Source organism: Polynucleobacter rarus (assembly GCF_003072505.1).
Lineage (GTDB): Bacteria > Pseudomonadota > Gammaproteobacteria > Burkholderiales > Burkholderiaceae > Polynucleobacter > Polynucleobacter rarus.
The window spans coordinates 556,505-573,645 of the sequence record NZ_NTGB01000001.1 but is presented as its reverse complement, the minus strand read 5'-3'; the positions used below and the strand labels follow the sequence as shown (position 1 = coordinate 573,645).

Here is a 17,141-nt window from a genome sequence, read left to right as displayed (position 1 = left end):
ATTTTTTTAAACAATCAGTCGCAAATACACCTAGATTTATTGTGCTAATAAATGAAAAAAACTAGTGCTAATCTTCTCTTCACGTAGAATAAATTCTATGACTAATACTGTTCACTTCACCATAAAATATGATGGTCCCGCTTTAGAAAATCATCAAATGGATGTGAGGGAACTAGCCCCTGCATTAATGGCTTTATCCAACATGCTTGAAGAGGCAAATAAAGTAGCCTTTCCAGATTCTGGTAGTGTAAAGGTCCATGTACAAGGTAACTTTAAAGGAGGTTCCTTTGGTGTCAATTTAATTGCGATCCAAGGAATTACAGATCAGATTGTTGCAATACTATCTGGACCTCATTCTTCTGCCTTCTCAAATCTAATGGCCATTCTGGAAGCTATCGGTCTAATTGGTGGCAGCGGTTATGGGCTGATTGGATTACTGAAGTGGTTACGAGGACGTAAGCCAACATCGATTCAAATATCTGATAACCAGTATATTTTTGAGGTGATTGAAAGTAATTTCTCGGAGACATTTGCAGTTGATTTCATTACTGGAAAACTCTATCAAAGCCGCCTTGTTAGAAAGGAACTCGCTCTTGTAGTTAAACCACTCGAGCGAGATGGTATTCATCTTTTTGCATCCGGTAAAGATGGTAAAACATCAGAGGTGATTGAAAAGGAAGATATGTCTTGCTTCGAATTCACAGAGTCTGAGGAGATTATTTCTGACATCATCATGGAGAATATTTTGTTGCAGATTGAGTCTGCTGCTTTTAAAGACCAAAATAAGTGGCGCTTTAATGATGGGACTTGTTCATTTTTTGGTGAAATTGCCGACTCAGAGTTTATTCAAGAAATTAATAATGGTATAGAGCGTTTTGGCAAAGGAGATGTTCTGAATGTCGATTTAAGGCGTACCCAATTCATTTCGGAAAAAGGCTTGAAAACCGATTATTCAATTGTGTGCGTTCACGAGCACCGCGGCCCATTGCAACAAAAGTTCGGGTTTTAATCTCACGTTTTAAAGCCATAAGCCTGTAAAGAAAATACCCGAATTTTAAATAAAAGTGCATTTTTATCGACATTAATGCAAAATAAAAGCATTATTATCTACAAAATTGGCTAAATAATGAGTTTATGAACACTTTTATCGACAACCTTCCTCTCCTACTTTTTAGTTCAGCCGAAGATAAAACAAACGCTCAGCGCATCGCTCGATTGGCTAAAGCGGGGAGTTTGCGCAAGATTCATAGCGGTATTTACACTAGTGATTTGATAAACCCCATTGAGCAAATCGTAAGGTCTGCTTGGCGCCAGATTGCTGAGTATCTTTATCCAAATGCAGTAGTCGCCTATCGTTCAGCACAATTAGGCATGCCAGATGAACAAGGCAACATCTATTTAGTCAAAGGCAAGCGCGTTCGTACTTTGCAACTACCAGGCCTTACTTTAAATATTTTGTCTGGAGCACCAGCTATCCAACATCATGCTGCTTCGATGAATGACATACCTTACGGAAAACTATTTGTCTCTTCTGAGGCAAGGAGACTTTTAGAGAATTTATACTCAGGTAAATATTCAGAAAATAGGACGATGGGTCGAAGTTGGGTTGAGTCTCACCTAAGTAAACTGTGCACGATTCGTGGGGAACATAAACTCAATGCACTTCGTGACGATGCCAAATTCATCGCGAGCGAACTAGGATTTGAGGCACAGTTTAAAACTTTAAACACCATTATTTCTGCCTTAATGCAAACTGGTAAAGGTCGAGCACTTAGTGCGGTAGATGCGGTTGCGAGAGCTGCAGGTAGACCTTACGATCCAGACCGCGTAGAGATATTTGACACCTTATTCTCCGCTTTGAGAAAACCTTTCCCGATGATTACTGATCCTGCTAAAAATGGCGTGAGTGGACTCAATTTTGCTTTCTTTGAATCTTATTTTTCTAACTATATTGAAGGGACAACCTTTACAGTGGAAGAAGCATCAGAAATTATTTTTGATGGAAAAATGATCCCTAAGCGTAATGAAGACTCTCATGATGTACTTGGAACATTCAGAGCCATCTTGGACCAACCATTTCGATCACAGCCGCCAAGTAATGAAGATGATTTCTTGGTATGGTTACAACAATGTAACTACAAAATCCTTTCGAGTAGACCTGATAAAAATCCTGGAGAATGGAAAGAGCAAGCTAATCAGGCTGGCAATACTATCTTTGTTCATCCCGAATTAGTAAAAGGAACACTGAGAGAAGGATTCAAACGTATTGCCTTACTTGAGGATCCATTTGCGCGTGCCCTCATGGCCATGTTTATCGTTACTGAGGTTCATCCCTTCATGGATGGAAACGGAAGAACGGCACGCCTGACCATGAATGCTTACTTAACCCAATCATCCGTTTGTCGTATCATTATTCCAACGGGATATCGGGAAGATTACTTACTACCTCTTAAAGCTTTGTCCCAAAATAATGACCCTACTCCGTTTGTAAGATCAATGACTCGGGCATGGAACTGGACTGCTAGCTTTGACTATTCTGACTTTCAAAAGCTTTGGGGGAAATTAAAAGCTTGCTATGCGTTTACTGACAATACTTTCCAATACCAACTTCTTGATCCCCACGATATAACCTGAAGAATTACATAAAAATAACTGATAAAAAAATAGGAGATTAGCTATGAACATTTTAATTACTGGCACCACCTCTGGCATCGGCTGGGAAACTGCGATTGAACTTGCAAAGCGCAATTGCAATCTTTACTTAGCCAATCGATCTAAAGAAAAGACGGATGAGCTCATCCGTAAAATAACTGAAATTGCACCTCACGTTAAAGTTACCTATTTGCCGATTGAACTAGATGATTTGCAATCTGTGAAAAATGCAGCAACGCAGTTTTTAGCACTGAACGAACCACTTGATCTTCTGATTAATAATGCAGGTCTACTAGGTAAAAAAGGTTTAACCAAAGATGGTTATGAAGTCGCCTTTGGTACCAATCATTTAGGACACTTTTTATTAACGCAACTTCTCAGACCAGCTCTTCTCAAATCACCGACACCAAGAATTCTTAATCTTGCTAGCAATGCGCACCGATCTGCTGAATTTTATGGTTGGGATGATTTAAGAACACCCACCAAATCAGAAGAAGGTTATCCAGAATATGGATTCTCTAAAGTATGTAATATGCTACATGTACAAGAAATCGTACAGCGAGAGGAATACAAAGGCGTTACAGCGTATAGTGTCCACCCTGGTGTGATTCTCACAGAAATCTGGCGGTATACTTCACCTCCCGCAAGACTAGTAGAGTCGACCACTTTTCTGAAAAATGCTAATGAGGGATGTCAAAACACTCTCTTTTGTGCCTTTACGCAGGAACCTTTTCCGAATGGATCATTCATTGTCAGTAAAAAGCCTTCCGATGTTTCCGAGATGGTAAAAGATAAGAATCTACAAAAAGAACTTTGGGAATTTAGTATGAAGGCTGTGCAAGCTTATTTATAATATAAAAAAAACTTTGAAGAGAAAATGAAAAGCTTTGGTCAAAACTTTTTACTAGTTATCACTCATTGTGATTTAAAAAGTTAGGAAAGTTTTCAATGCTTAAAAAGCAGAAGAGCTCCTAAATATTCATAGGAGCTCAACGCCGGCCAAGTAGTCTCAACCCATTTGATTGAGGATATCACAAAAGTATTTTCGTAAATCCCACAAAGTTGAAAAGGTCAAACATTTAGCTTTTAAGCTTTAACCTTAGTTTTATGATGGGTTTTGAGTTTTTCTACAATAGATTCTTTGAATCATTTAATCCAAAGTGATTCATCATTTAGGTCTAGAAAACAGATGGAACTCTTTACTGCACTGGGATTTCGATGGAACAGGTCAAAAGTTCCTCATAAACTGACTATTCACTCTATCGAGCGAGTTAACTTTCGCTTCCATCGTATGTTGCCAGAGTTCGTTTGGGAGGCAAGTGTCCTTGAAGGTAATCCATTCACTTTTACTGAAGTTAAAACTTTACTAGATGGTGTTACTTTTGGTGGACGAAAACTCTCTGATCAAGAGCAAGTTCTTAACCTTGCGATTACCTCTCAACACCTTTTGGCTCTGGTCAAGACAAATCAGTTCTCACTAGATAAAAACACCTTTACGGAATTAAATGGGCTGGTAGCTCGCAATACAGCGTTAGGGTGGGGTCACTTTCGTGGTGAAGGCAATGTGACTGACGAGACTAAGGTCACTCCGTATGTTGATCTAGGTAAACATGGTCGGTATACATCAAAAACTACTGAAATGCGTGCACTCGAATTGAATCGTATTTTTAGTATCGGACTCGATGCACTTCAATTTCATGTTCAACATCCATTCGAGAAAGCAGTTGCCTTCTTTCTATTTGGATCTTTGCACAAGTTTTTCTTCAATGGCAACAAATGCACATCCCGTTTGATGATGAATGGCATCCTCATGTCAGCTGGTATCGACGCACTTAGCATCCCAGCGGATAAAGTTGCACTATTTAATGAAAAAATGATTCAGTTTTATCTGAAAAAGGATGCGACAGAAATGATGGAGTTCTTGATTAATTGACACCTAGATGCTAAAAAAATGAATTAATTTCCATAAGGCGTAAATCTCTACATTTAAAGTTATAAGGAAAGGAAAAGACGCTCATACAAAAAAAATTCTACAATAATTAGAGGTAAAGCTAGGCAATAAGATTAAATTCACTTTGATTCATAAGGGTAAAGTCGTCATTCAAGCTGATAGACCAATAGGGGAAATAGATGACTTCATAAGTTGTTTAGATCACAAAAAAAGACCTCACCATAGAGGAAATAATTGAGACCATTCAAAAGCTTAGGCAATCAAATATAAACCAATTTAGTACAAAGTTTTAATAAAGGGAGTTAGGAGTCTACACTTTTTTAACGTGGCTTAAGCATAAGGAGTTTCGAATCAACCACATAAATATCAACAACTTAACTTGAAATCTCATAAAAATTGTATTATACTGAGTAAAATTACTCACATATATGAAATCACTTTACAGCCGCAAATATCTAGCCACACTAAAAAGTCGACTCAGTGAACCACCACGGTTTATGATTGTGATCGCAGGCCCACGTCAAATTGGGAAATCAACTTTAGTTCGGCAAGCACTAAATGGAGTGCCATCTACTTTTGTAGCCACTGATCAGCCAGTATCAACGGAATTAGATCCTTTCAGTAATGTCACCACTACAACCCAAATAGAACTGGGGTCTAGACCAACTGAAAAATGGCTAATTAACCAATGGAGTCAATCTAGAGCAAAAGCACGATCTTTACCATCTGGTAAGTGTCATATTCTAGCCATCGATGAAATACAAAAAATTCCCCGATGGTCGGAAATTGTGAAAGGACTTTGGGATGCGGATCGAGCCGAGCAGTTACCACTCCATATTGTGCTTCTTGGGTCATCGCCTTGGTTAATGCAAAAAGGATTGACCGAAAGTCTCGCTGGTCGATATGAACCTATTCACATGTCACATTGGTCATATAAAGAGATGCAAGAAGCTTTCGACTTTTCTTTAAATGAATTCATTTATTTTGGGGGATACCCAGGCTCAGCAGATCTGATAAAGGATGAAACTCGTTGGCGGCAGTACGTTCGTGACGCACTGATCAAACCAAACATTGAGAGTGATATTCTGCAAATGACCCGCGTTGATAAGCCTGCACTACTCAAAAACTTATTTGAATTAGGTGCAGGAGCCTACTCAGGTCAACTCGTTTCGCTAAACAAGCTCCTTGGACAACTTCAAGATGCAGGCAACACTGTCACGTTAGCTCACTATCTTGAACTTCTATCACAGGCAGGTTTATTGACAGGACTACAAAAATATGCTGGCCAAGAGTTGCGTCGAAGAGCGTCAGCTCCAAAATTCAATGTGCATAACAATGCACTTGTCTCAGCCCAATCAAAATATAGCTTTGAGCAAGCAAAAAACGACCGAACTTACTGGGGACGTTTAGTAGAAAGCGCAGTCGGAACTCACCTTATCAACAACAAACCCGATAATACGAGTCTATATTATTGGCGGGATAGTCCTGACGAAGTAGATTTTGTCCTTACATCAGGAGAACAATTACTTGCCATAGAAGTGAAGAGTAGTGAGGATTATGCAACTCCAAAAGGAATACAAGTTTTTGCTGAAAAGTTCAAAAATGTAACAACAATGGTAGTAGGAGCGGACGGAGTTACTTTATCTGACTTCCTTCTAGAACCGATTGAAAAATGGTTCAAATAAATGAAATTCGTCACTCGATTCGTCAAAAAAATAACTGATGACTCACTAGACAATGATCCGATTCAGTTAGAAAACTTGCGATCTCTTCCAGCATGGATATTGCTAGGAGAGCCGGGGGCGGGAAAAAGTACAGTATTTGAAATGGAGGCAAAGGCAAATAATGGCTTGTATTTGTCAATTGCTGAGTTCATTACAGTCGAAATTGAAGATGAATGGAAAAATCACTGTTTATTCTTGGACGGTTTAGATGAGGTTCGCGTAAGCAGTTTCAATCAAACCATTTTGTATCAGGTTCGATCCAGGCTCAAGAAACTGGGTTTTCCTGCGTTTCGTATTGCTTGTCGAGCAGCAGATTGGCATGGCCTCTCCGATCAAGATGAAATCATCGGAGCATCTCCAAATGGGCAGCTAGGTGTTTATACACTTACACCTCTGAAAGAAGTAGACATCAAGTACCTTCTAGCGGAAAACTTTAATAGAACCGACTCGGAAGACTTCATCGCACAGGCCAACAAGCAAGGGATCAGTGCGTTGTTGAGTAACCCACAAACACTTCAACTAACAGTCAAGGCCCTGGAAGGAACTTCTTGGCCTAATAGCCGGGATGAGTTATATCAACTGGGTTGTAATACTTTTGTTCAAGAAGGAAATAAGAAGTACCGTAATAGAAATCGTTTTCAACAAGTTTCTCAAGAAGACCTTATCAATGCGGCAGGATTTCTCTTTGCCATTTTGCTACTCAGTGACAAATCCGGTATCGCTCTCGATTCAACTGCTCAAAATGAGCTATTTATTGAACTTAGTGCTCTTCAAATCAACTCAAGCAATCAAGCTTCTTCTGTATTAGATACAACGCTCTTTGTACCTGCATCCTCAAACGAAGAACGACTGGAGCCTATTCATCGAAGTGTAGCTGAGTACCTTGCCGCCCAATGGTTAGGCGATCAGATCGACAAGCATGGACTACCAATACAACGAGTACTCAATCTAATTTTAGGCTTTGATGGTAAAGCGGTTACTCATCTTCGTGGCCTGTATGGGTGGCTGGCTTTAAAAAGCTTGAAAGCAAGGCAATGGTTAATCAAAAACGATCCTCTAACAGTCTTGCAGTACAGCGACCTCTATCCGATGGATGTAAATAGTAAAAAGCAAATCCTACAAGAGCTTCAAATCCAGATTCAAAATAACCCATCCATTATTTGGGATCTGAGAGATTTTAAAGATCTAGCCCCCCTCTTTCAGCCCGAATTAAAAAATGAATATTTGATTGCCCTACAAAATACCAATCGAGATGACGCTACACAGACGTACCTTGTTTTCATCCTAAAAGTCCTTCAACAGTCAGCTCATCAGGCAAAATTAAATACTGAGCTCAGAAGAACTGCCGCAGACGGAACTAGGTGGGAGCGTGTCAGAAAAACTGCACTAGAAACTTGGCTGATCTCAGGAATTACTTCGGGCGAAGTAATCGAATTTTTGAATGAGTTGAATGAGGATAAAATCTCTGATCCTAACGAGGAATTAAAAGGAATTTTGCTGAACGAATTATTTCCTAAATCTCTTACGTCGCTGGATGTATTGGGCTATTTACAAATTCCTCGAAGACATTTTATCGGGACTTACCAGAAATTTTTGGCATACGACTTTCCGAAAAGGGTCCCTATTGATGACCTCCCTCAATTACTCAATCAGCTATCTAAGCACAGTGATTTACAGTTCATCAACTGGAAAGATTTTCATCTTTCACGGATGCTTACTTCTTTAATCGCTAGAGGAGTTCAGGCGCATGGGGACAGAATTTCTGATTTTGAGCTTTTTACTTGGTTACACCTAGGTACCGATGAATATGGGGGTCGACTACACGAACCAGAATTTCATAAGGAAATTACAGAGTGGTTGAAAATTCGCCCAGAACGGTACAAAGGACTAATGGGTATTTGCTATGATCGTAATAAAGATAACTCTGAACCGCTCAATGCGATCTTCAACGACTTGCAAGTTCTTCAAGGTATTCCTGCCCCTTCAGATATTGGACTATGGCATTTTCAGCAAATCAACCTTACTGAGAATCAAGTTATTGTAAAAGAACATTTGACTCAAGCTACTCGCACACTTTGGTCCAATCAGCATGGACTGACGATTGAAATGCTATTTAATTTAGTAGCTAATGATTCAGTGAGGCGAGGTTGGCTTGAAACTCTTCTAGTGTGTGAATTATCTGAAGGATATAAAGCGCAAATTTATTCAAATCAAAATAGGCAAATTGAACAAGTCGAGCTTAAAAAGAAGCGAAGTGAGGAGCTATCTTTTAAAATTACAGAGATTCGTCAAGGTATGGCACAACCTGCACAGATGAATGTTCTAGCTAATGTTTGGCAAAATAGATATTCAGATACAAGAGGCGACACACCATTAGATCGCTTCAAAAATTACTGTGATAACTATGAAGAGGTATTTAAGGCAACGAAAGAAGGTATGCAGTCCTGCCTCTTGCGCAAGGACATTCCTGCAGTAGAGGACATCATCAAACTCTTTCTCAAGAAGGAATCCTATTTTATAAGGGATGCTTGCCTCCTTGGTATGGAAATACTTTGGACAGAGAATCCATCTAATATTGAATTAATTGATAGCAATACTTTAGAAAAGGTGGTTTGCTTTTATTTAACGAATGGGTCTGAAACGAGGGAAGATTGGTTCTTATATTTACTTAAAACCAAGCCTGAATTAGTATTAAAAATCTTTATTACCTATTCAATTGCAAGTTTCAAAGCAAAAAAAGACTATATCAATGGTATACATGCGCTAGAAGAAGATACTGCATACTTACCACTAGCTCGATTATGTCTCCCTGCCTTACTTCGAGGCTTTCCAACTCGAAATAAAACCTCACAACTCGCTCAATTACGATCTCTGCTGAGGGCGGCACTTAAGTATTCAATACCTGAACTTTCAGGCATTATTGAACATAAGGTGAAACTCAAGTCCCTTGACCCTAATCAGCGAGTTTACTTCCTTCTCACAGGCACATTTCTAGACCCAGTCGAATATGAAGAAAAGCTTTGGGATTTTGTAGGTCATTCCTGGCAAAGAATAGAACACCTATCTGACTTCATCGGTAACAATTTTGGTGTTTTACCAATAGACCTAACCATGAGTTCATTCACACTTGGAAAGCTTATCGAAATTCAGACACCATTCGCAGAATTTGATTGGCCAGTAGGTGGCGGATTTGTCAGTCAAGCGATGAATTTGGGTGATCACATCAGAAATCTGGTCGGAAAACTCACGGCAATAGGAACAACCGAAAGTCTAGAAGAACTCAATCGCCTCTTAGAACTTCCACCACTTGGCAAGATTAAAAGACAACTTCTAATTAGTAAGCAAGAGCTTTTACAAAGATTACGTGAAAACCGTTTTAGTCACCCAAATGTTACTGACATTGTAAAAATCCTAAGAAATCAATCCCCTGTCAATCCCTCGGATTTACAGGCTATCGTGATGAATAGCTTAGAACAAATTGCAATTGAAATAAGAACAAGTAATTCTGATATCTATCGACAATTTTGGACTGAAGGAAAAGTAAATAAACACAAGACTGAGAACAGCTGTCGCGATGCACTACTTACACTGCTGAGAAATCATCTTACTCAAATAGGTATTGAATGTCAGCCAGAAGTCGATTATATGAATGATAAGCGTGCCGATATACGAGTTTCTTATCGAGATCAATACTATTTACCCATCGAGATCAAAGGTGAATGGCACTCTGAACTCTGGTCATCTGCTCAAGCTCAACTCATTCCACTTTATACAACACCTAAAGAAACGCGGGGGTATGGCGTTTACTTGGTTTTATGGGTGGGAGGCATTGAACAGACTCTAGCTAGGGATGATGGAAAAAAAGCAACAACTCCTAATGAACTTGAACTGAGGCTAGATCAACATATCACTAAGGACTGTCAAAACTCTATTTCTGTGAAGGTGCTAGATATCAGTTGGCCGAAATCAGTCAAAAATACTAGAGAGTAACCCTTCAATTGATTACAAGTTCTTACACTAACTTTAAGTAATTCTTGGTCTAGGTGACTCATTTTTCTACCTATCAAAAATAAGCCTGAAAATAACTTTCTTAACTAGAGTTCTGGACTTACCTTCTAAAACTAGCTCTGCGCTCTCGGTAATTCCTTCACATGAAAAGGCATTAAGGTATCAATCTCTTCAACAGATTGTTTTTTCACATCCCATTTAAAAAAACTCAACACCATCTTGTCTTTGGTAAAGTCCACCAAAGTGATGGTAAAAGATAAGAATCTACAAAAAGAGCTGTGGGAATTTAGTATGAAGGCTGTGCAAGCGTATTTGTAATTTCGAAACGATTCAAAAGAACTAATTTTTTTATCTTGGAAAGCAAAAGGAATTTAAACTACGAAGCCAGACATGTCTCAAAATCAATTAGATTCGATATCTTAATGAATAAAATTGTTTTAGCATTAATTAACCACACTTTTTTAAGAGTATAGTTGAAGCTTATAATAAATTACGTCTCCAACAAATATTCAAAGAAAATGGCTTTAGATTTTTCTTCTTTTCAAGAGAAGAGTCCAGAATTCATGTTCATGTAAGTCATGCTGACGGGGAAGCAAAATTTTGGTTAACACCTTAAGTAATAATTGCTGTAAATTATGGGTTGTCTAATCAACAAATAAACGCTGTTAGAAACTTAGTTATTCTTCATTATGAGGAAATTACCAATGCTTGGAACACTCACTTCTCTGATTGAAATCACACAGGTTTCATCACAAGGTTTTTGGCTTTTGTTGCCAAATGAAGAATTGTTTCTTTCTTTTGAGAATTTCCCATGGTTTAAAGATGTAACTATCAAAGAACTCTGTGAAGTAGAATGGCCATCTGAAAACCATATCTATTGGCCAAACTTAGAAATTGATTTGTCTATTGAATCAATCAAAGACCCTGCAGCTTTTCCTCTAAGGTACAAAACTTAAATATCCTAGCCTTGTGCTCTTGGCAATTCCTTCACATGAAAAGGCATTAAGGTATCAATCTCCTCAACAGATTGTGTTTTCACATCCCATTTAAAGAAACTCAACACCATCTTGTCTTTGGTAAAGTCCACCAAAGTAAAACCATGTTGCTCAATCGGTTTAATCTCTTCAGAAAAGTCGAGTACTTGAGATGGTAACGCTGGTGTTTTACGCCAGCCTTGCGATGGCCAGCCACCCGGATAGGTAGCACCTGTCCCGGAGAGAGCCACATTAATGGGGTTCTTACTCAAATCAAAATTATTAGTGCGCTGCATGGAACCCAAAGCAATAGAATGCATATCACCACTAATTACAAGAGGAGTTCTTGCTTGATTACCAGAGAGTGCATTCATCAAACGATCATGCTGTTTTAACCATCCTGGTTGCCAGTAGGGTTTTGGCGTCACAATACTGAGTTTCTTATCATCACCGAGAACGTCAGGGTAAAATTCACCCCATTTACCAGCGGACCATCCAGGAGGATTAGAGGGACAATGAATCAAGTTTTGAACATCATTACTCTTGGTACGATTGACCAACCATTTTTCTACTTCAATATCAACACATACTGCTGATGGACCTGCTAACGTTGCAGTTCTCCTGACATCATATAAAAGAATTTCCGCTAAATTACCAAAGCGAATCGTGCCAAAACTTTCTGAAACACCGCTGGGTCGGTCGGCTGCATACGAATAAGGCAGACCTTTAGGACGATTCGAATCAGCTAAGAATTCTGGGTAATACATGGACTGTGTTGCGCGAGCGAGCTGCAACATGAAGTAAGAAGGTGGAAAGGTAATGATTTCATCAAAGGCATCATCATTATCAAAATAGTCATGATCGTCTTGCAGAAAAAATACGGGGGTAGACCTAAAATCAGCACCGTAAACAGAAGCAATTTGTGGACCAACCGCTTTCTTCAGAACGGTCTCATTATCTGCGCCGAGGACTAGGCCAGCACGATCGAACTTACCAGCAATTTTGATGGCCTGTTCCGTGTTACCACCATACCTCACCTTAGAAGTACTGGGAGAAAGTAAGTCCCAATAAACATGATCGCCATTCACAATCGTTGCTTGCGGTTTAAAACTCAGTGCTCTTCGTAGTAGACGATTTCTGACTTCGTTCGGTAAAAATCCAGCCGCTTCATGACCGCCTACACAGGAAATAAATAATGCTTTGAATTGACCAGGATTAGAGTCCTTGGCAGGGAAGGTAGTTAAATCCCAAGGCTGGCATAACTGTGCGCCTTGTTGGCTTTTGAGACTCAATTGATAAGTTTGAGCAGGCTTTAAATTCTTCGCAAAAAACTGCCAAAATTCTCCCTGCGTATCCGTCATTTTGCCGATCACTACCTGATTACCAATGCGTAAAATGGGAGGAGATTTCTGGGCTTGATTCAGAGAGAGTTTGATGAGGATTTCAGAATCACTCACTGTAGGGAGAATATGCCGGACAAGTCCAGTATCCCAATTTTTGTCGGACACCGGCTTTGCCGATGCAGAAGAAATCATCAAATCACTCGGTGCATTCACATACAAAGCGGCTGCACTTGCACCTTTTAGAAAATCTCTTCTTTCCATGGCAAATCCCTTATCTTTTTTTTATTTATCTCTATGGCAGTGCGCAAATAAGTCTTGTGATTGGATCTGCCCGTCTCTTGACGAATAGTCTACCTTGATTTCGAATGAATTAGCAATGACAGCTTTAGTTAGAAGATCTTTCTGTAGACGATTAACTAGTTATGAATCTTCTAAAAAGACGGATGCAATTGAGTATGTGCATCATTTGCACATACTGAAATTCTTTCTATGTTTTTCCATCTGAGGGCGATTAGCCAATGAGGTCGGGATTGACAACAGATTGTTGCTTAGATTTTTAATCATCAGTAATCTTTATACTGCAATCTTTACAATAAAATTGATGGTTAATTTCAAATGACTGTATGCCAAGTTTCTTGATACAGAGAAAACAATATAGATTTGATGAAGGAATAAATTTTCGCTGCGGAAAGTCTGAAATTTCCTCTACTATGTTGCCAGTAGGAGTTACTTGTACTTTTCCAAATACAAATTCCCATACCTTAACAATAAGATGGCATCGATAGAGGCCATATATCACTGCAACTCCAACTGAAAATTCTAAGGTGAATAGCCAATTTTTTTCAATCCAAGCAAGCGCTGCTAAACCGAGTAAATAAGCAATAAAAATACCCAGTAATACTAAAAGATAAGGCCAAATTGCTACCAATACCAAGGCTTTAATAATAGCGCCTAATAGACTATCAGGACTATTTTCATCCATGTCATCTGACATGATGCTTTCATGGTACTTGAATGCTCCAGTCATAGGCAGTATCAATGAAAAGGGAGGCCTGTTTCGATAGATATTTTGGCGCTGGAATGATTCCGACTCGTCCTAAATCTAATCGGTCAGCATCCCAACAGGTTTGGATGGTTTTATTGGTTGACACCTCTCCACCAGAATGATGTTTCATTGCATAACAAAGAGTGTCGAGTTGCTTTGGGGTTAACTGGAAAAAAGTCCCATGAATCCCGTGAGCAAACTCTGCAGCACGCGTACCGTGTAACAGATCTTGATGCTCATCGAAACGACAACTATCATGGAGAAAGCCAAATAGTTCAACTACTAACAAATCCGCCCGACGAATTGTGCCGATTGTTTTGCCGTGATGCAAGACACGCGCCCAATGATTGGCCCCATGGACACCATGCCAATTGAGCTTAAATTCACGTTTAATTAAAGCAACTAATCCTGAACGATCAAAATCCATCGAAGACCTCACAATTTAGGTGTCGATTCATTTTGAGAAGTAACTGATGTGCTATGAGGAAAAAATTCATTCTTGAATATTTCTAAATAAAGTATTAGTTGATTTTAGCAATCTCTCAGAAAACCTTATCTAACACGGAAGGTTTGGTTCTTTTAGTTGTAAAAGTAAACCAAGTAATTCGCACTCTGATCAACCTTTGATCAACTTTCGTAAATCAATCGTCTATAAAAAACGAATGAAGGCCGTTTCAATTTACTCTAAAGCTCCTGTCACCCGACTTACTCAATGGATAAATGCCTCCGATGCCTCAGGCTTTCCCTCCGGATTCTTGGTTTGCTTAGATACCAAATACTCCTTTGACTCTAAGGCCACTATTAAATACGCATCCATTGCCACTCTAAAAGCCTCATAGCCCTCTTCTTTCCCGAATAGGTAAGTAAGGCTATAAATGAGATTGTCAGCCTCCTCACCATCCACAGTGATTGTATTCACTTCATGATGATCAACAATACGTAGTCCTCTGGTAAATTCTGGTTTTTCACTATCAACCCAACTCAGATCGAGACGGTCGACATCAAATCGCAAACTACGAAATAGATTATTAACTGAAAAACGAGCACCGTTCAAAAATGTATAGTCACGCATGATTTCTCCTCTGTCGAACCGATAGCTATAGTTTAGAAAAGTCTAGGCTCATAAGTTGAGCTAATAACTCAAATCCCTCTTATAAATTAGCTAGATTCAAACCTAAAGGAATGTCATCTAGATTCATTTTCACTTTAGTTATTAGGGTTATTAGTAATTGGTTTTATTTAAGCCCTGCTAAGATAAAAGCATGAAAGCCCTGAAAAGTGAATTAGCCAAAGCCATTCTTGCAGATGCAAGGAATAGAGAGAAATTAAGCAATTTTTTAGACCAGAATAATACGATATCTGACTATTCACAAAATAAATCTTTGGAACTCATTGTTAATAACAAAACCGTCTGATTTTTTGTCAAATCAATTGGAGAAAAATGATTGGATGAATTAAAGGTACTTAAGGACCTTGCAATAATCTATAAAGTAAATGCTAAAAGCCCAATTTTTGAGGCTGTTCATGAAACAGCTAGTGATCTTCATCACCTAGGCTTTATTAGTAGGAGAAAGTTGAATAAGTTTGAAGCTCTATGTCTTGATTCAATTCCGAAATATGGCACGAAGAATTTGCAATTGAACTATGATGGTAAAGTTTCTTTGACAAGTGAATCTAACAACAAGTCTGAAACTAGTCTTGATGTTTAATAATAATGATAAAAAAGTGATTTACCTACCATGAAAAAATTCTTCTACGCCTTACCCATTTGTTTTTTCATTCTGAGTGGATGCAGTAAAAACTCAGAAACAAAAATTGTCTTTATATGTAAGGGGCTGTTAAGCTCTTCACACATTCAAAATAATGGAACTACTTTAGAAACACCCCCAAAAGAAATCAACCCAACTCTTACAGTGTCGTACATACCAGTATCAACTACTAATGAATTAAGTAAAAAAAGTGATGTCTGGCTAATTGAGTCAGACAATCCAGATTTCACCTTTGTGACGAACAACCATCGTAACGATACGGGTGTTGAGCATATGTCCGTAGTGGTTGATGAAAAACATATCAGAGTGAATGGTAGTTTCTTAACTCAAGGTCGTGATAAAACGGTCAAACTTCTGATCAATCGGTCTTCAGGTGAAATCATCAAAGAAGAAGTCAATTTCCTTCCTGAGTTTGTTAATCCTCAAACTTCCACATACAAAGGGGTTTGTGAAAAAGGTTGAAATCAAGTAATAATTGAGTGCATGTTTTTTAATTCAGGATATATACCAAGATAATTAAATTACCCTGAATAGATTACTTCCAAAGATCTTTGGCTGTCCAATTTACAGGGAACCCCATTTTTTCAATACTAACGGTTGGGTGTTCATTTAATAACTTACACAAGTTGTGTGACCATCCAGAGTCGGGAAAGATTACTTTTAACAGTACCTGTATCAATACTGCTTGTGCATAAAATCTATCTTGTGAAGTCAAGTCATCAGAAAACTTTTTTGCAACGGCAGGTTTAATCGTAAATTTTCTATTCCATAAACGCTGATGATGAGCTACCAAATTTCTTAGGTAACTTAATGAATGAAGCCAAGATGAAAATATCGACCCATCAAGTTCATATTCCTTTGCGATTTGTTTCTGATGCTCTCGTAATAAATTTTTAAAAATTTTAGATACCGTTCCTAAAGATAAAATCTCAAAAATCATCCATGAAGGTGGTAAAGGAGGATCAGTATATTTTTTAAAATAATGCTGAATAAATACTTGTCTTACAGCTCTTTTAGAATAATCATGCCCAATATCCTTCTTCAAACGATCAAAAAAACTAAAATAATCAAAATTAGACGAAAATGTCGAACAATCTAAATACCAATGGACGCCGACACGTTCACTCATCACTTGACTAATGGTTGATCTAACAGCAACTTCAATTCGCTCTAACGCATCTATAACCAAAAGCCGAAGTTTTCTATCAAATACGTATAAATCACTTATGTCTTCAAAGCAAGTATTTCGTATAAAAGTGTGAGAGCCATCATTGTTGTAATTCAATTGAAAAGGTAAAGCGTAGCCAGATAAACGAAAGTAGCCAACAAATTGTAAACATTGCCTTGCATAACTTTCATCCTCAATGATCAAACCTCGATTTCTCATAATCGTAATTTGTTGTTCGATTGAGGTTGGTGGCTTCTGATATCTCATAAGAAATAAAAAACCCTCCTGGGTGAGCATTGTTAAGAGGCTTGGAGGGTGTTGTTATTAATATAGTTACATAAAAAGGCTTTTAAGTCTATCGAAATGCACAATTACAACATTATTTTTTGGATAATAAGTTTTATCGTACTTTGAAAATTTAATTACTTAGATCAATGTTCATCTTAACCTGTTCACCAATTGCAACCTCAACATTACCCATAATTTTTATGTTGGATTTGTCTAACA

15 protein-coding genes are annotated in these 17,141 nt (G+C 38.4%); 10 read left to right on the top strand and 5 right to left on the bottom strand.

What is annotated here, in order from left to right; all coding sequences use genetic code 11:
- Nucleotides 1-97: 97 nt before the first annotated feature.
- The 8 genes from AOC35_RS02600 to AOC35_RS02565 all read left to right on the top strand — a co-directional run bounded on the left by AOC35_RS02600 (nt 98) and on the right by AOC35_RS02565 (nt 11,291).
- Nucleotides 98-1,009 carry an LAPAL motif-containing putative phage structural protein gene (locus AOC35_RS02600; RefSeq protein WP_108645638.1) on the top strand — a complete coding sequence of 304 codons (912 nt, stop codon included), beginning with the start codon at nt 98-100 and terminating at the stop codon, nt 1,007-1,009.
- 125 nt (nt 1,010-1,134) lie between these two features.
- Nucleotides 1,135-2,634: a Fic family protein gene (locus AOC35_RS02595; RefSeq protein WP_108645637.1), complete on the top strand. Its 1,500-nt coding sequence runs from the start codon at nt 1,135-1,137 to the stop codon at nt 2,632-2,634.
- Nucleotides 2,635-2,677: 43 nt separating this feature from the next.
- Nucleotides 2,678-3,505, top strand: coding sequence for an SDR family NAD(P)-dependent oxidoreductase (locus tag AOC35_RS02590; protein ID WP_108645636.1), 828 nt, complete (start codon nt 2,678-2,680; stop codon nt 3,503-3,505).
- Between the two features lie 336 nt (nt 3,506-3,841).
- Nucleotides 3,842-4,585 (top strand): Fic family protein, encoded by a 744-nt coding sequence (locus tag AOC35_RS02585; RefSeq protein WP_108645635.1) that lies wholly within the window; start codon nt 3,842-3,844, stop codon nt 4,583-4,585.
- Between the two features lie 446 nt (nt 4,586-5,031).
- Complete coding sequence (locus tag AOC35_RS02580; protein ID WP_211307464.1) at nt 5,032-6,288, top strand: ATP-binding protein; 1,257 nt, start codon at nt 5,032-5,034, stop codon at nt 6,286-6,288.
- Complete coding sequence (locus AOC35_RS02575) at nt 6,289-10,317, top strand: NACHT domain-containing protein (protein WP_108645633.1); 4,029 nt, start codon at nt 6,289-6,291, stop codon at nt 10,315-10,317.
- 487 nt (nt 10,318-10,804) lie between these two features.
- Nucleotides 10,805-10,951, top strand: coding sequence for a DUF4160 domain-containing protein (locus tag AOC35_RS15890; RefSeq protein ID WP_211307542.1), 147 nt, complete (start codon nt 10,805-10,807; stop codon nt 10,949-10,951).
- An 88-nt stretch (nt 10,952-11,039) separates the two neighbouring features.
- A complete protein-coding gene (locus AOC35_RS02565; RefSeq protein WP_108645632.1) occupies nt 11,040-11,291 on the top strand; it encodes a DUF2442 domain-containing protein in 252 nt (83 codons plus the stop codon).
- A 5-nt stretch (nt 11,292-11,296) separates the two neighbouring features.
- On the opposite strand, the gene AOC35_RS02560 is transcribed toward AOC35_RS02565, so the two are convergent.
- The 4 genes from AOC35_RS02560 to AOC35_RS02545 all read right to left on the bottom strand — a co-directional run bounded on the left by AOC35_RS02560 (nt 11,297) and on the right by AOC35_RS02545 (nt 14,769).
- Entirely contained in the window at nt 11,297-12,913 is a 1,617-nt protein-coding gene (locus tag AOC35_RS02560) for a hypothetical protein (protein ID WP_108645631.1), read from the bottom strand.
- A 295-nt stretch (nt 12,914-13,208) separates the two neighbouring features.
- A complete protein-coding gene (locus tag AOC35_RS02555) occupies nt 13,209-13,646 on the bottom strand; it encodes a hypothetical protein (protein WP_108645630.1) in 438 nt (145 codons plus the stop codon).
- A gap of 7 nt (nt 13,647-13,653) precedes the next feature.
- The gene (locus tag AOC35_RS02550; RefSeq protein WP_108645629.1) at nt 13,654-14,124 is read right to left on the bottom strand and encodes an HD domain-containing protein; all 471 of its coding nucleotides are present in this window, start codon (nt 14,122-14,124) and stop codon (nt 13,654-13,656) included.
- A gap of 282 nt (nt 14,125-14,406) precedes the next feature.
- A complete protein-coding gene (locus AOC35_RS02545) occupies nt 14,407-14,769 on the bottom strand; it encodes a hypothetical protein (protein ID WP_108645628.1) in 363 nt (120 codons plus the stop codon).
- Nucleotides 14,770-15,142: 373 nt separating this feature from the next.
- Here AOC35_RS02545 and AOC35_RS02540 point away from each other — a divergent pair, with 373 nt between their 5' ends.
- Both AOC35_RS02540 and AOC35_RS02535 read left to right on the top strand, forming a co-directional pair.
- Nucleotides 15,143-15,406 carry a hypothetical protein gene (locus AOC35_RS02540; protein WP_108645627.1) on the top strand — a complete coding sequence of 88 codons (264 nt, stop codon included), beginning with the start codon at nt 15,143-15,145 and terminating at the stop codon, nt 15,404-15,406.
- Between the two features lie 30 nt (nt 15,407-15,436).
- Nucleotides 15,437-15,928, top strand: a complete 492-nt coding sequence (locus AOC35_RS02535) for a hypothetical protein (protein WP_108645626.1) — start codon at nt 15,437-15,439, stop codon at nt 15,926-15,928.
- Between the two features lie 73 nt (nt 15,929-16,001).
- Here the strand turns inward: AOC35_RS02535 and AOC35_RS02530 are convergent, their stop codons facing one another.
- On the bottom strand, nt 16,002-16,853 hold the full coding sequence (locus AOC35_RS02530; RefSeq protein WP_159077452.1) for an Abi family protein: 852 nt from the start codon (nt 16,851-16,853) through the stop codon (nt 16,002-16,004).
- Between the last annotated feature and the right edge of the window lie 288 nt (nt 16,854-17,141).

What these genes read in the sequence shown, in the direction of transcription:
- AOC35_RS02585 (WP_108645635.1), top strand. Translation starts at nt 3,842, where the DNA reads ATGGAACTCTTTACTGCACTGGGATTTCGATGGAACAGGTCAAAAGTT.
- AOC35_RS02560 (WP_108645631.1), bottom strand. Translation starts at nt 12,913, where the DNA reads ATGGAAAGAAGAGATTTTCTAAAAGGTGCAAGTGCAGCCGCTTTGTAT.
- AOC35_RS02600 (WP_108645638.1), top strand. Translation starts at nt 98, where the DNA reads ATGACTAATACTGTTCACTTCACCATAAAATATGATGGTCCCGCTTTA.
- AOC35_RS02535 (WP_108645626.1), top strand. Translation starts at nt 15,437, where the DNA reads ATGAAAAAATTCTTCTACGCCTTACCCATTTGTTTTTTCATTCTGAGT.
- AOC35_RS02530 (WP_159077452.1), bottom strand. Translation starts at nt 16,853, where the DNA reads ATGAGAAATCGAGGTTTGATCATTGAGGATGAAAGTTATGCAAGGCAA.
- AOC35_RS02555 (WP_108645630.1), bottom strand. Translation starts at nt 13,646, where the DNA reads ATGTCAGATGACATGGATGAAAATAGTCCTGATAGTCTATTAGGCGCT.
- AOC35_RS02575 (WP_108645633.1), top strand. Translation starts at nt 6,289, where the DNA reads ATGAAATTCGTCACTCGATTCGTCAAAAAAATAACTGATGACTCACTA.
- AOC35_RS02550 (WP_108645629.1), bottom strand. Translation starts at nt 14,124, where the DNA reads ATGGATTTTGATCGTTCAGGATTAGTTGCTTTAATTAAACGTGAATTT.
- AOC35_RS02595 (WP_108645637.1), top strand. Translation starts at nt 1,135, where the DNA reads ATGAACACTTTTATCGACAACCTTCCTCTCCTACTTTTTAGTTCAGCC.
- AOC35_RS02565 (WP_108645632.1), top strand. Translation starts at nt 11,040, where the DNA reads ATGCTTGGAACACTCACTTCTCTGATTGAAATCACACAGGTTTCATCA.
- AOC35_RS02545 (WP_108645628.1), bottom strand. Translation starts at nt 14,769, where the DNA reads ATGCGTGACTATACATTTTTGAACGGTGCTCGTTTTTCAGTTAATAAT.
- AOC35_RS02590 (WP_108645636.1), top strand. Translation starts at nt 2,678, where the DNA reads ATGAACATTTTAATTACTGGCACCACCTCTGGCATCGGCTGGGAAACT.
- AOC35_RS02580 (WP_211307464.1), top strand. Translation starts at nt 5,032, where the DNA reads ATGAAATCACTTTACAGCCGCAAATATCTAGCCACACTAAAAAGTCGA.